The sequence below is a fragment of the Streptomyces sp. ID05-26A genome (assembly GCF_033794685.1).
GTDB lineage: Bacteria > Actinomycetota > Actinomycetes > Mycobacteriales > Pseudonocardiaceae > Lentzea.
Map to the genome: position 1 here is coordinate 607,953 of NZ_JARAYZ010000004.1, position 13,257 is coordinate 621,209.

Here is a 13,257-nt window from a genome sequence, read left to right on the forward strand (position 1 = left end):
CGCGGGGGTGTTCTACTGCAGGCTTCAGATCAGGTCGATCTCTACATCCTCGCCAGCGCTGATCGAGGCGGCGACCGTATCGCGAATCTCGTCGCCCTCAACGCCAATGCTCGTCAGAGCAGCATCGACCGCGGGGCGTACTTCTTCGGCTGGCCTGCCAGCGTACTCCTGAGCGACCGGTTCGAGTGCTGCCTTGATCTTCTCGCCGATCATGGCGTACATCTCGTCGAGACCGTCCTGGTTGATCTTGATGTTGAACATCTGCGGCTCCTTCGCCAGCACCGCGGGGTGGTACTGGATCCCCAAAGGAGAACACGCGGCACCGACAAAACGGCGACACGAAGCGCCGCTACCGGCGCCTGCGGGTGCGTCGACGATAGCGGCGGTGGTACTCGCGCCCGTTCGCAACCGGGCGCAACCCTGACGGCTCGGCAGCGACCGCTGCAGGGACCTCGGCGACCACCTGTAGGCGCAACCGAGCGCGGTCCCGTCGAGCCCTCTCGTACCTAGCGTGCGCGTCCTTGCATTGGCGGCAGTCACAGCCGTGCTTGACCCGTCTCGCGTTGGTACCGTGGTCCGGCAGCACGGACGGCGGCGGAAAGCCGTGCTTCTTGGCGAGTTCGGCACGGTCCTTGCGGTCGAGCCCACCCCAGATGCCGTGCGGCTCCCCGCGCCTCAGCGCACCGAGCGCGCACTCGAAGCGAACCGGGCAGGCCGCACAGATCAGCTTGCACGCCAACCGCTTCGCGTCGTTCCCCTTGCCTGCTCTGAGGTGCCAGTCGAGCTCGTCAAACGACCGGCACGCTGCGTGCTCGTGCCAGTCCGGAACCCGGTAAGGGACACGGGGTAGCTCGGCCGTTGGTGAGACAGTCATGGTGCGAGCTACCCCCGATCATTTGTGCCTGAACATTCCCGTGCGCGACGCGCGATCTACCAGATGGCGCGCTCGGCTTCCTTGCGGCTGATCTTCCGCATGTTCGGGTCGTTCACCGGAGCCTTGTCCGCGTCGAACATGAAGGGGCGGCCCGTCTCGGCGTTCTTCCAGAACTCGACCTGAGGCTCAGGATCGGCGCTCTCCGCTGCGTCGATGGCCGCCGCCAACAGCATCGGGTTTCGAGTGAGGTCAGGGTTCGCGTCTCGCGCCGCAGCCTGCGCGCGCTGCGTCGCGAGCTTCACCCAGTGGTCGACCGGCAGCGCGGGCCGAGCGAGCCTGCGACGCCCCGCGATGAGTTCGGCGCGCGTCCAGCCCAGGTGAGCCGACGTCTTGTCGGGCTGGAACGGCGAGCGGTGCTCCGTGCGGCACAACGACTGCACCTCTTCGCCCCACGCGCTCACGCGCTCGTTTCGTTCGCGGGCCAGCCTGAAGAGATCGGTGAGAGCCTTCTCGGCCTTGTCGAGGGCAGCTGCCATCGCGGGCCCGTGCTTGGCGCTGCTCTCCTCGATCTCCAGCCTGAGCGCGTTGCATGCCTTCAGCCTTTCGGCCTGCTTGTGTCGTTCGGCCTTACGCGCGACGGCCTGGGCGCGCAACCGCGCGAACCGGGACAGGCCGCGCTGCTTCTCGATCGTGTCTGCGGTGACCGACTCGTCCCCGGCCAGCACGCGCTCCTCCAGCGCAGTGACCTCGGCTTCCGCGCCGGTTGCGTCCTGCTCGGCGGCCTCGACGTCTGCGGGGGTGACGGCCTCGACCTGCTCGGCTTCTTCGATGCTCTCAACGTCCCAGCTCATGGTGGGCAGATCCTCCGGTCTACTCGTTGTGCACGAATCTGTTGTCCTGCAAGGCCTGCAGGATCTCCGGCCGCAGCCGGTTCACTTCGTCGTATGGCATGGCGGCGAGCTGACTCCGGGTGAAGATCGGGCCGTCTCCGAAGGGTGCGGGCGGGGCGTCATCGACAATCCGGCCGTCGCGGGCAGCGGCCTGAATCTCGTCGGCCTGGGCGGCCAGCTGATCGTCCGACATCGCCGCGAGTTCACCGCGGGTATAGGTGCGTAATTCAGGCGCGGTCACGCGCTGGCCTCCTGGTGGCGTGCGCGGCGTGCCTGCTCAGCCTGCACCGCGTCGGACGGGATGTGCCAATCGCGGCCCTCACGGCGGGCGCCGAGCAGCAGACCGCGGGCAGCGTGCCGGCGCACGGTGCGTGCGCTGATGCCGAGTCGTTCGGCTGCTTGGCTGCTGGTCACGCCTAAACGATCAATGCCGCGTGTCACCCGGATGTCCGCGTGCGGACACGCCTTCAGCGGAACGCGCAGGCAGCCCAGCGGCTTACGCGAGCACGCCCTCATCGAGGTCGTGAATGACGTTGCGAATCCACTGCTTCGACGGCATCGACTTGATCTCGTGCAGGTGGAACTCGTAGTGGTTCCCGCCACGCGTCATTGAGGCGCTCTCGCTGCCAGTGTCGGCACGCTGCGCCGGAGCCTGGCCGGTCGACTGCGACCGGTTCGTCATCTGGTCGATCGCGCGCGTCTCTGCGGCGGTGAACATGTGACCGTTCGCCGGGAAGATCGCGTACTCTTCGCCGCGCTCGCCGACCTTCAGCAGCTGGTTCGCCGCGAACGCGCCACCGTCCGCACGCGGAGACGGCAGCGGCAGCGGCAGGTTGCCTGGGTTCTGGTTCGGGGCGCTGTTGCCGACGATCTCGTTGAGGAAGACGTTGACCCAGCGGTCCCGCATGTTGTCGAGCTTGTTCTGGATGCCGTCGATCTTGCTAGAGGCCAGGTCCTGAGCGGAGATCTTCACTTCTTTGCCAGGCTGCAGCGTGATGACCGCGTTGTTGGCGCCGTCGATCGTGCGCGTCGCGCCGAGCGCCGAGAGCGCCGTGTCGTCCATGTTCGCGATCACCGTCTGAAGCGCCTTCGGTAGCGGGCCCTCCATCGTGGACGCGAGCTCGATCGCCTTCGCCTGCTGCGCCTTCAACGCCGCGGTCTGCGCGTCCGCGCTCTGCTGGTTTGCGAAGTGAGCCAACGCCTCCTTGCCCGCCACGATGATCAGGTTCTGTCCGGCGGCCTCGACCTGCTCCTTGGCCGAGCGCAACTCCAGCTCGGTCGCCGTGCCGGTCTTCAACGTGTCGTTGAGGTTCTTGCTTGCCTGGTCGTACGAGGTGGTCGCCATGCGCAACGCCAAGTTGCTGCCCGCGAGCGTGAGCGACAGCGACAGCTGCTCCTGCATGCGATCTACGAGCGTCTGCGTGGCACGCGCCGCGTCGTACTGGACATCCTTCAGCCGGCCTTGGGCGACCGCGAGCAGATACGACGCCGACTTCGCTTGATCCGAGTTCTTGCCGAACCGCTCGACCGCATACGAGTGATCAGCAGAAGCCTTCGACGCGTCAGCCTGGGCGCGCTGCAGCGTCGTCATCGAGTTCCGCTGCGCCGAGATTTCCTCACGGGCGTACTTCATCGTCGGGATGAACTCTCGCGCGACCGTGCCAACCCAGCTGTACGTGTTCCGCTCCAGCGCCGCAACCATCTCGCCGTTGTCGTGCAGCTTCCATTTCGCCTGCTCTGCGGCGTTACCGCCTGCCATGAGCGACGCAGTGAGCTGTTCCATCGAGCCGAACAACCCGTCGATCGCAAGATTGACACCAACGAAAGTGGCGCCCGCAATCGCACCGTAGGTGCCAAGGAACGACAGCGCCGAGCCGACGCCAGCCACGGCCCCGCGCAGCCGTCCGCCCTTCTCTCCGGCGGTCTGCATCTGATCGCCGAACCGGCCGACCCCGTCACCGACCGCACCGAAGATCGCCGCACCTGCCTTCAGGGACAGGATGGCGCCGACGACGGTGCCGAGCGCGGGCGCCAGCGGGCCCAGAACAGTCAGAATGTTCGACACCACGCCAAGCACGGACGACCCGGTCGAAGCGAGCGCGGGGAACCCGTTCTCCGCCAAGCCTTCTGCGGCGTCGGTCGTCTGGTCGAGCACCTGGCGGGCGCTTGAGAACGCGCCCGCGAAGTTGTTCGACAGCATCGCCAGAAGGCTGCCGCTCGTGCCGAGCAGATCCTCGAGTACGAGGCCGAACTCGCCCGCGTTCCGGCCCGCGCTGGGCGCACCCTCTGAGATCTCCTCGAAGAAGTCCGACAGGCCCGTTCCCGTGTGGGCGAGCAGTGCGTTCAGTCCGGCGACTGCCTGGCCGGATTCCTGCACGCTCTTGCGCATGCCAGGCAGGGCGTTCGTGGCCAGCCGCACCACGCCGTCGACGAGCATCGTCACGGCCGGACCCGAGTCGGCGGCCATCGCCTTGAGCTCGGGACGCATGCGCCGGAACCCGGCCGTCACCTGATCGGCGGCGAGTACCAGCTCGTCCCGCAGTGGTGCCGTGATGTCCTCGGCACCGTCGGCAAGTTCGCTCGCGGTGTCGGTCCAGGTGCGCACCATGTCGTCGCTGGACTTCTGCATCCCGATGGCCAAGCCCGCGAGCAGCAACGGCACACCGAGGAGACCGGCCGCGATCGCTGTGCCAGCCAGGCCACCGGCCGCACCGGCGCCGATGAGCGTGCCGGTGAACGCGAGGGCGCTGCGGTTGCCGCGCTCCGATTCGCGCGTCGCGAGCGCCTCGGCGACCGCCTTCGCCCGCGTCTTGGCCGCGGCCTCTTCGTCCTTCTTGGACTTCGCCTCGACCGCTGCTGTCGCACGCTCGGTGGCGTCGGCTTCCTGCTGCTTGAGCCGGACGGCTTCCTGCTCGAGATGCAGGGTCGTCTGAAGCTGGGTGTCATGCTTGCGCCGGGCTGCAGCGAGCGCCTCGGTGGCGCGGACGAGTTGGGTGTCGGTCGCGTTCTCTTTGCCGCGCAGCGCTTCGAGTGCGGCTTCGGCGACGCGGACCTTGCCGGCCGCGTCCTCCTCGGCTTTGCGGGAGGCCTCGATTTTGCGGGCGTTCGCGGCGGCTTTGGTGGCGGACTTCTCGCCTGCGGCGTCGAGCTTTTCCATGTTCTGGCGCGCGTCGGACGTATCCGCCGTCACCTTCGCGTAGAGCTCGCCCACCAGCAGTGCCACGGGCGTCACGATCAGCCGGGGGTGTCACCCGGACGGGGCTGCGTTCAGTCCTGCGCGCCGAGTTCGGAGGCCATGCGCAGCAGAACAGTACGTGCGGCTTCGCCTGTGGCCGCGACCGTCCACAGGCGATCAGTGAGTCTGCCGTAGAACGCCACGATGTCCGGATCGGTCAGCCGGTCTTCGGCGTGCGCAAGTTCGACGACAACCTCGTCATCGACGATCCACCAGCCGTGAAGCAGCAGGTTCGGTAGCTCGGTGAACCGCGGGATCACGCCAAACCGGACGTTCTGCAGACCAACGACCGAGACGAGCCGGTCGATCTGCTCCAGCTTCTCAGCCTTCGTGAACGGGCCCATGCCGAGCGCGGCCTCGGTCGTGAGGATCTCGATCGTCTTGTCGTCGTCGTACAGCACCTGCTGCCGCTTCATGCGCGCTCGCACCGCCGCGTCAACGTCGTCCGCTGGCACGTCGTGAAGGTCAGCCTGCGTCATGAGAATCCGCCTCGCGCAGGCCGGCGTCTGAAGCAGGCCCGGCACGGCGAGTAGGTCGACAGCGCGGATGACCGAGGACGCGCCTTCCTCGCGTGCGTCGCGGTCCTGCCGAGCGCGATGACCTGAGCGCAGTTGCCGCTGCCAGTTCGCCGCGGCGAGGCGAAGATCGCGCAGTTCGGCCTGCGCCTGGGTGATCAACTCAGGTGCGGCATCGACGGCGTGGTGCCACTGCGACATGTCGGCGTCGCTCGGGAGCTGCTTGCCGTTCTCGATCTTGCTGACCTTGGAGGGCTTCCAGCCGAGCACGGCGGCGAAGTCTTTCGCCGCCGCATAGCCGGCCTGCAACCGCAGCTGGAACAGCCTCTCGGCGAGGTCCCGCTTAGCCTTCTCGTAATCGCCCTCGGTCACGTGCCCCTCATCGACTCAGCTGCGCCGCTCGCCACTCCAGGTAGGGCACTGCGGCTGCAAGCGCCTGCTGCTGGATGGCACGGTAGTGCTCGACCTCGGCGGGATGGTCGATCACCTCCGCTGAGCTGACGCCCGTGTCGCCGAACGTCATGGCCACGGCGGTCCGGTCGTCGAACAACCAGAAGTCCACACGCGGCAACCGCAACCGCTCGGCGTCGGTCGCGGCTAGAACACGGATGTCCTCGCCCGCCTCGACGGCCAGGCCGGTGAACGACAGCTCGAACCGCAGGTAGTCGGTGAGCGGCTCGGTCAGCACCCGCACGCGGCCGACACGACGTCCAGCGGCGGTGAGCTCGGCGACCCACTCGAACCAGTCGGCCATCCACGTGTGGTCGTCTGGTTCGCCGACCAGGAACCGCCGCAGCGGCTCCTGCTCCTCGGGTTCGCTGTAGGTGCCCTGGATCTCCAGGCGCCACGCCGACTCGGCGAACGTGTCGAACAGGGCCTCGAACTCGTCGCGGTCGATGCGGCGTCGGGTCACTGGCCGTCTCGCAGCGCGTCGAGCTGGTCCTGCGGGAGGGTGCGCACGTACTGATCCAGCAGGCCTTTCGGGACCTGGACGGCGGTCTCGTGGTCGGGCAGCCCCAGCTCGCGCATCGTGGCGAGCGCTTCGTCGTCGTCGACACGCCAGCCCTGCACGACGTACGTGTCGTCTTCGGCCTTGAACAGCGTCGGGCAGCCGGTCTTGCCGGACTCGACGGCGATGAGGGTCAGCTTCACGGCGTGCTCCTTGGTCGAAATCGATTTGCAAGCGCTTCGCAACTCGCATTCAACCGGAGGTCACCGGTGCGCCGGGTGGCTCCGAACGGGTGATTACGGACCCCGTGCGGCTAGATTTCTTGTCAGTTTCTCTTCAATTTCGCAATACTTGCCCTGCGGGTGGTGTCGGGCGCTTCCCTCTGGCCGGCTGCCACCCGCAACCCACGAGAGGGGGCATCGTGAACACTGCTGGCCGCACCCTGGTTCAGGCGGTGCAGTGCGAGAACCCCGCCTGTCGCCAGGTGATCATGCGTGTCTGGAACTTCCAGGGCCGCAGGCAGTGCGAGAACGTCTCGTGCTCGTGCGACAACGCCCTCGGCGACGCCTTCCAGTTGGTTCTATCCCGACGTCAGGTCCGAACAACCGCGAGGGCGGATTCGGCAGATCGGCACGCATCCGAGTGACTGGCGAGGTCGTGCCGCTGTACAGGTGGCGGCCGGTCGGCGAGGTCGAGCACGCGTTCTCTCGCTTCCGGAACCGCCGTGGCGCCCGGTGGCTGACGGCGATGTGCCAGTTGCGCACGACGCCGTACGTCGTGGCGCAGTCTGAGATCTACGCGAAGCTTCGCGACGGCGTGGCCGGCAGGTGCTTCACCTGCCTGGCCTTGACGGACGGCCAGGTCGGCTAGGCCTTGCCCCGCTTCGCGCGACGCACCTCGGCACTCCTCGCGGCCATCTTGAGGAAGTGCGCCTTCTTCGCGCTCTCGGCGCGTCGACTGCGCTCGGCGGGGTCCATGGTGCCGTCGGGGTCGACCTGCTTCTCGAACCGGTCGAGTGACGCCTGCCGTGCGGCAGCGGTGCGCGCTGTCGGGTCGGCCGTGTTCGCCCACGAGGTGTGTGCAGCGATGCGGGCACGGAGGGAACGATCTTGCGGCGTCAACTCGGAAGCCATGCGCACCAGCGTTGCGCTTCGTCGGCGCAACGTAAAGCCCTGTGCGTGACACGGGCGCCGCATGCTAGGCGAGGTCGCGTGCTGTGGTGGCAGGTTGTTCACGCGAAGAGGCCCCGGGCGCTCATGCAGCGCCCGGGGCCTCTTCGTTGCGCCGCAACGCTTGCGGGCCTGCTCGTGTGTTCATCTGCCTGACCGTGGTGTCGTCGCTAGCCTGGCTATTCACGGGGTGATGAACATCTGACTTCCGTAACTCGCTTTCGCGGCGTGTACCTGCACTCTGATCGTCAACCTCACGGCACGCGGGGTTGCGGTCGGACCTAGGAGCCGATCGGTCTCGACGGCCACGGAGGTGATCAGCTTGTCGTCCTCAAGCAGGCAGTGCAGAGGATCTTGCCCGGAGTCAGGAGCCCATCCCCTAGGGATTTGCTGGGCACTAGGCACCGTCAGTGCATCGAAAAGCGTCTTGAGTCGGTTGTCGATATCGCCACCATCGATCAACTGACCAGCGTCCCCCGAGCGCTGCATGAGGATGTTCAAACTTGCTCGGAGGTGCAGATACGGGTGTACGACCGAGGCAAATCTGAAGCCGCCTTGGGGTACAAGGTGCTGCCCGCCGTCGTGCGCCGAAGGATCGACAAACTCCGCGACGGAACTCAACCCGGTCTTGTCCCACAGGTCTTTGATCTGGGGATGCAGGGCTAGGCGAATGACGTTCTTAGCCTCCGCGGATCCGGTCGGAGGTAGGTCACCGTCGTAGTACAACGTGAAGCGCATGGACCGCCCTCCCGTGCCGCGTTCAATCTGCGGAACCCTACAGTCCGCACGTCGGGACGACGCCAGACGATCTGACCTCCGATAAGTGACCCTTACCGGCGGCTAGAACTGCCATTCCCAACCGCCGGACGGGTTGACCGTCGGCGGACGATAGGTGATGACGCCACCCGAGTTGCGGGTGTCGAGCGGAAGTTTCCCGCGGTAAGTCGAGGCGGGCGCGAACGGGTTCGTCGGCAGCCATTCCTTCTGGTCCAGGCACATGAACGCGGCGCCGGTCACGAGGGCCGTCTCGGTGACGCCGTCGGGTCCGACGATCGCGAAATCGTGGCCCGTGATCATCCACCCCTGATCCGCCCGGTACTGCGGCGTGGTCTTCACGGTGAACGTGAGCACGACGCGGTGCCCGTGCTCAGGCTTCTCCGTGAACTGGCTGGTGCACGGCGGGTCGACCTCGATCGCGTCGAGCGTGAAGTCGGCCTGCTGAGCTCCCGATTGCTGGTCGCTGAAGCCGGCCGTCTGCCCCTTGGCCTTTACGAGCAGCCCCCGAGGTGAACGTGAGGGCGCCGCAGAACTCGCGGTCGTGGCGGTCGTTGCGGTTGTCGCTGCCGACGACGTGGCGCTCGGTGGCGCAGCGAGCGGCGGCGGGGTGCTCGAGCACGCGGTGAGGGCTGCGGCCATGACGGCCAGGGCGGCGGCGGTTCGGCGCATGACTGCATGGTCGGATCAGAACGCTGGGTCGTTACGTTCCGTAGGGGACGCCACGCACAGAACGGTGCGCACGGCTCAGGTCCTGCCGTATCTGCCTCTCGACCGCGAGACGCTGGGTGGTCCGCTCAGCCGGCAACCAGTAGATGCTCGACAGCAGCTCGCGGCGCCGAAGCCTGCGCGTCCGCGGACGCATGTCCGCCCCGACGAGATCGCACAGCATGCGGTCGAGCTCCTGCGGCTCCTTGCCCTCCGGCGACAGTGCGCGGGCGAGCCACGCGACCTGCTGACGGGTCGGGCGGTGGTCGCCCTTCTCCAGGCGCCGGATGGTCCTCGGATCACACGACAGAAGCTCGGCGAGCGCCTTCTGAGTCAGGCCACGCTCGCCTCTCAGCGCCCGTACGCGGGCCCCGAACTCATCTGCGAGGTGCCGCTTCACCTCGGGCGCGAGAGGGCCGCTCGGAGGCCAGAAAGCGGACTGGTCGCGGGTCACGTCGCGTGCGAGACCCGGACGTCCTGCGTCCGGGTTCCGGGGGCTGCTGTTTTCGATCATCGCGAGTCCTCCTGGGGGTTGTCGGTGGGCTGGTCGAGGAGGTTGTTCAGGTCGTTGTGGACCTTGAGGTGGAGGCGGAGGGGTGAGAGGGCTTCGAGTCCTGCGAGGGTCTGGGTGATGACGAGGGGTGGTTCTTCGCCGGCGGCGCGGGCTTCGCGGGCGCGTTCGTGGAGTGCGTCGGTGGCGGGGATGAGGGCGGCTTCGACGGCGAGGTCCGCGGGGGCGAGGGCTTGGGTGACGTCGAGGGGGACGTTGTAGCGGTTGGCGAGGTGGATTTGGGCGTACAGCAGCCATTCGGCGACGGATGGTTGGCTGGACGGACCCTGCTGTTCGGTCATGCGACGGGTCTCCGTTCGTGGTCGCAGAGTTCAGGCGGCGGCAGGGCTTGAGCCTGCTCGGGCGTAGTGCGGCGACCATCCGAGGTAGACGGCGCCGATGCGGCCGTGCCGGTTCTTGGCTGCAGTGACCTCGATTTCGCCGGGGTGTTCGGGGTCGTGGTGGAGCAGTAGCACGGCGTCGGCGTCGGCTTCGATCGAGCCGGATTCGCGCAGATCGGCGAGCACGGGGCGCCTGTCGGACCGTTGTTCGGAGCCGCGGTTGACCTGGGCGAGTGCAACGACAGGCAAGCCGAGTTCCTTGGCGAGGAGCTTGAGGCCGCGGGAAAAGCTGGCGACCTGTTGCTCGCGTGGTGCGCGCGGGTCGGCGGGTCGGATGAGCTGCAGGTAGTCGACGACGAGCACGCCGAGGCCGCGTGGTGTGCGGACGTGGTCGCGTGCGATCGACCGAATGCCGGCAAGGCTGAGGTTGGCTTGGTCGACGACGCGGAGCGGCCAGCCCTTCATCGTGACGCTGGCTTCACGGAGTCTGCCCCAGCAGTTCTGGGAGAGCCGGTGTTTCGTGATGCGGTCGAGTTCGACGCTGGCGATGTTGGCGAGGACCCGGTCGGTGACCTCGGTCTCGGGCATTTCGAGGGAGATGAGCAGGGCTCCCTCGCCGCGGCTTGCGGCGTGGGTGGCGATGTTGATGCCGAGGACGGACTTGCCGACGCCGGGGCGGGCGCCGATGACAGTGAGCGTGCCTGGGCGCAGGCCGCCGAGCAGGCTGTCGAGCTGGGCATCGCCGGTCGAGAGCGATGGCGGTTCGGGTGCGGCGTAGCGGGTAAGCGCGTTCGCGGCGAGGTCGTCGAGGTCGTGCACGGGCGCGTCGGTCCGAGACCGGATGGTGACGCGGTCGAGGGTCTGCCGCGCGTCCTCGACGACCTCGTCAGCGCTGGCCGTGCTGCTGCAGGCGAGTTGGGCGATGCGCTGCGAGGCCTGGAGGAGTCCGCGCCGTGTGGCTTGCTCGAGCACGCGGTCGGCGTAGTAGGCCGCGTTCGCGGCGGTCGGGCATGCGGACATGAGCGTATGCAGGAACGGGGCGCCGCCAACACGTTCAAGCTCGTTGTGCTGCTCCAACTCGGATCCGAGGGTGACAGGGTCGACGGGCTGGCCGGCCTGTTCGAGCCGCAGCGCGGCGCGGTAGATGGTCTGGTGGTGCGGCTTGTAGAAGTCCTCCGGCCGCAGCGTCTCGACGATGTCGGCGAGCGCTCGCGGGGAGAGCAGCGTGGCGCCAAGGGCCGATTGCTCGGCGCGCTCATCCCACGGTGGCAGGTCGTACTCGTCGCTCACGCTGTCCCTCTGCTCTGCTGTCGGGCGATGGCGGCACGGGCCTGACTGAGGCGCTCCTGCTTGTGTGCATCGGCGGCCTGGCGGTACCAGGCTCGGCGCTGCTCGGGCGGCCCTTCGTCGATCTCGCGCGGCGGCGCGGGTGCGGTCCAGGTGTCGAGGCCGAGGACGTCGTCGGGGTTGAGCTCGTCGTCAGGTATGGAGTCGACGGCCCGGAGGTGACGCCAGTTCGGGTCCTGTGCTGCCTTGAGGCGCAGCTGGTCGTACTGCTTGCGGAACTTCGGCATCGAGAGGATGTTCGTGCGCCAGAAAGGGTCCTGTGTCGCCCAGTCGATCAGCCGCAGGGCCTCGTCGAGGTCGCGACCGTCACGGTCGAGGAGCAGGCGGGCGTCGGTCAGCCACTTCTCGGTGACGGATGCTTTCGAGCCGTTCGCGATCACGCGGGCCCGGAGGTGGTCGCACAGCTTGGCGACCTCTGCTCGCGGCGGCTCCGCCGTCCGCAACGAAAGATCTTCTCTACTCTCCTCTTCTCTGCCACCGGTTTGCGATCCGTTTGCCATAGCCGTTGGCATGGCATTTGCCATCGTTTTGCTACCCCAGCGACGCTCAGCACCGCGGCGACCAGCCTCGCGCCGCTTCTCCGAGAGGTCGTTGACTTCGTTGGCGGACCGCTGGTGCCGCAGGTAGTCGTGAACCACGACGTAGCCGTGTTTCGGCTGCTCGCAGCGTCCACAGTCATGTTCCGGTCGGTGCCAGAGCCCCTGGGCGACAAGCTTTTCGGCGGCGGCACTGTCCACGCCGGCCAGACGGGTCACGATCGTGACCGGGAAGTGCCCGTCCGTGAAGGACTGGCCGGAGTAGCACAGGGAGACGACGTACAGCCATGACGCTGCGGGGTCGTCAAGCTCGGCAAGCTTCGGGTTGAGCGGCAGGTCGACAGACACCCGAACGTAGTTCCGGCTGTCCTCGGGCGCGGCGGCTCGTTGGCGGCTCACGCGGACCACCTCGCGTTCAGTTCAGCCTGCTCGACGGCAAGTCGCTGGCATTTGCCACCGGCTTGCCACATCTGCCGTAGGTCGGCGTCCTGCACCGGGATCCACGCGCCTAGGCCAAGCGCGCGGAGGTGGAGGATGGCGGCGGCAGTAGCCGCAGGAAGCATGGGTTCGTCCTCAGGGTGCGGGTCGAGCGGGTCGCGTCGGCCGTGCGCAAGCACCGGCAGGCGCCAAGATGCGGCGCGCCGGCAGCGCAGAGCTTCGGACGTGGTGTGGTGGTCGTCCATCACGAGCTCCAGCAGCTCGGGGAAGGCGGACCAGGCGGCGGTCAACTCGCCTGGGGTCGCTGGAGTCGGATGCGGTCAGGCTGCGGTGGTGCGGCCCTTGCGGCGGGCTGCGTGCGACTTCAGCGCGAGGCGCGTGAAGTACGCCGTGCGGGCGTTCGCGGCACGCTTGGCGCGTTCCTCGGGCGCCAGCACGCCGTCCGGGTCGACCTGCTTCTCGAACCTGGCCATCGCAGCCCGAACCGCAGGTGCGGTTCGCGCGGCGCGGTCGGGGGTGTTGGCCCACGAGATGTGGGCACCGATGCGCCCGGCGATCGAGTGCCGCCGGGACTTCGGCGCGGGTGTCGGCGTGTCTCCGGTGGCGTCTGCGGGCGCGCCTGTGGGATGCTCGTGACTGAGCACTGTGAACCTCCTAGGTTCCGGTGTAGGGCCCGCTCCGCCGCTGGTTTCTCAGGCCGTGGGGGCGTTGCGGGTGCTTCTTCTCAGAGGCCGCGTCGATTCGCAGTCGGCGCGGCTTTCTGATGTTCATTTTGCACTGCGATGTGGCACCGGAGTCGCACCGATTACCAGCTGCAGCGTCTAGCACAGAGCATCTGACCAGCGGAGACTTGCATCCATGCATGCATGCTGGTCCACTGTGGATAGTGCGCGCGGTTTGGACCAGCGAAATTGCATGAACGCACCAGCCC

19 protein-coding genes are annotated in these 13,257 nt (G+C 67.5%); 1 reads left to right on the forward strand and 18 read right to left on the reverse strand.

The genetic code is table 11. The annotated features are described in order from the left end of the window. Nucleotides 1–24: 24 nt before the first annotated feature. The 9 genes from PV646_RS34140 to PV646_RS34180 all read right to left on the reverse strand — a co-directional run bounded on the left by PV646_RS34140 (nt 25) and on the right by PV646_RS34180 (nt 6,666). Complete coding sequence (locus tag PV646_RS34140) at nt 25–261, reverse strand: hypothetical protein (RefSeq protein WP_500346426.1); 237 nt, start codon at nt 259–261, stop codon at nt 25–27. Nucleotides 262–349: 88 nt separating this feature from the next. Beyond that, on the reverse strand, nt 350–874 hold the full coding sequence (locus PV646_RS34145) for a WhiB family transcriptional regulator (protein WP_500346427.1): 525 nt from the start codon (nt 872–874) through the stop codon (nt 350–352). A gap of 56 nt (nt 875–930) precedes the next feature. After that, nucleotides 931–1,725: a hypothetical protein gene (locus PV646_RS34150; RefSeq protein WP_500346428.1), complete on the reverse strand. Its 795-nt coding sequence runs from the start codon at nt 1,723–1,725 to the stop codon at nt 931–933. A gap of 19 nt (nt 1,726–1,744) precedes the next feature. Beyond that, nucleotides 1,745–2,005: a hypothetical protein gene (locus PV646_RS34155; protein ID WP_500346429.1), complete on the reverse strand. Its 261-nt coding sequence runs from the start codon at nt 2,003–2,005 to the stop codon at nt 1,745–1,747. Next, nucleotides 2,002–2,178, reverse strand: coding sequence for a helix-turn-helix domain-containing protein (locus tag PV646_RS34160; RefSeq protein WP_500346430.1), 177 nt, complete (start codon nt 2,176–2,178; stop codon nt 2,002–2,004). The genes PV646_RS34155 and PV646_RS34160 overlap by 4 nt, the downstream gene beginning before the upstream one ends. Before the next feature lie 82 nt (nt 2,179–2,260). Then, the gene (locus PV646_RS34165; RefSeq protein ID WP_500346431.1) at nt 2,261–4,987 is read right to left on the reverse strand and encodes a coiled-coil domain-containing protein; all 2,727 of its coding nucleotides are present in this window, start codon (nt 4,985–4,987) and stop codon (nt 2,261–2,263) included. A gap of 44 nt (nt 4,988–5,031) precedes the next feature. Beyond that, nucleotides 5,032–5,886, reverse strand: a complete 855-nt coding sequence (locus PV646_RS34170; RefSeq protein WP_500346432.1) for a helix-turn-helix domain-containing protein — start codon at nt 5,884–5,886, stop codon at nt 5,032–5,034. 7 nt (nt 5,887–5,893) lie between these two features. Next, on the reverse strand, nt 5,894–6,427 hold the full coding sequence (locus PV646_RS34175; protein WP_500346433.1) for a DUF6879 family protein: 534 nt from the start codon (nt 6,425–6,427) through the stop codon (nt 5,894–5,896). Next, on the reverse strand, nt 6,424–6,666 hold the full coding sequence (locus PV646_RS34180) for a hypothetical protein (protein WP_500346434.1): 243 nt from the start codon (nt 6,664–6,666) through the stop codon (nt 6,424–6,426). The genes PV646_RS34175 and PV646_RS34180 overlap by 4 nt, the downstream gene beginning before the upstream one ends. 454 nt (nt 6,667–7,120) lie before the next feature. Here PV646_RS34180 and PV646_RS34185 point away from each other — a divergent pair, with 454 nt between their 5' ends. Next, nucleotides 7,121–7,333: a hypothetical protein gene (locus tag PV646_RS34185; RefSeq protein WP_500346435.1), complete on the forward strand. Its 213-nt coding sequence runs from the start codon at nt 7,121–7,123 to the stop codon at nt 7,331–7,333. Here PV646_RS34185 and PV646_RS34190 read toward each other — a convergent pair. From PV646_RS34190 to PV646_RS34230, 9 genes are all read right to left on the reverse strand, one after another. Next, nucleotides 7,330–7,596 carry a hypothetical protein gene (locus PV646_RS34190; protein ID WP_500346436.1) on the reverse strand — a complete coding sequence of 89 codons (267 nt, stop codon included), beginning with the start codon at nt 7,594–7,596 and terminating at the stop codon, nt 7,330–7,332. The genes PV646_RS34185 and PV646_RS34190 overlap by 4 nt on opposite strands. 219 nt (nt 7,597–7,815) lie before the next feature. After that, entirely contained in the window at nt 7,816–8,370 is a 555-nt protein-coding gene (locus tag PV646_RS34195; protein WP_500346437.1) for a hypothetical protein, read from the reverse strand. Nucleotides 8,371–8,472: 102 nt separating this feature from the next. After that, a complete protein-coding gene (locus PV646_RS34200; RefSeq protein ID WP_500346438.1) occupies nt 8,473–9,078 on the reverse strand; it encodes a hypothetical protein in 606 nt (201 codons plus the stop codon). A gap of 31 nt (nt 9,079–9,109) precedes the next feature. Next, a complete protein-coding gene (locus PV646_RS34205) occupies nt 9,110–9,628 on the reverse strand; it encodes a helix-turn-helix domain-containing protein (protein ID WP_500346439.1) in 519 nt (172 codons plus the stop codon). Further along, complete coding sequence (locus tag PV646_RS34210; protein ID WP_500346440.1) at nt 9,625–9,966, reverse strand: hypothetical protein; 342 nt, start codon at nt 9,964–9,966, stop codon at nt 9,625–9,627. The genes PV646_RS34205 and PV646_RS34210 overlap by 4 nt, the downstream gene beginning before the upstream one ends. 30 nt (nt 9,967–9,996) lie before the next feature. Then, nucleotides 9,997–11,295: a replicative DNA helicase gene (locus tag PV646_RS34215; RefSeq protein ID WP_500346441.1), complete on the reverse strand. Its 1,299-nt coding sequence runs from the start codon at nt 11,293–11,295 to the stop codon at nt 9,997–9,999. After that, nucleotides 11,292–12,287, reverse strand: coding sequence for a phage replication protein O (locus tag PV646_RS34220; RefSeq protein WP_500346442.1), 996 nt, complete (start codon nt 12,285–12,287; stop codon nt 11,292–11,294). Before PV646_RS34220 ends, PV646_RS34215 begins: the two co-directional genes overlap by 4 nt. Then, nucleotides 12,284–12,616 (reverse strand): hypothetical protein, encoded by a 333-nt coding sequence (locus PV646_RS34225; protein WP_500346443.1) that lies wholly within the window; start codon nt 12,614–12,616, stop codon nt 12,284–12,286. The genes PV646_RS34220 and PV646_RS34225 overlap by 4 nt, the downstream gene beginning before the upstream one ends. A gap of 30 nt (nt 12,617–12,646) precedes the next feature. Continuing rightward, entirely contained in the window at nt 12,647–12,970 is a 324-nt protein-coding gene (locus tag PV646_RS34230) for a hypothetical protein (protein WP_500346444.1), read from the reverse strand. Nucleotides 12,971–13,257: the final 287 nt, after the last annotated feature.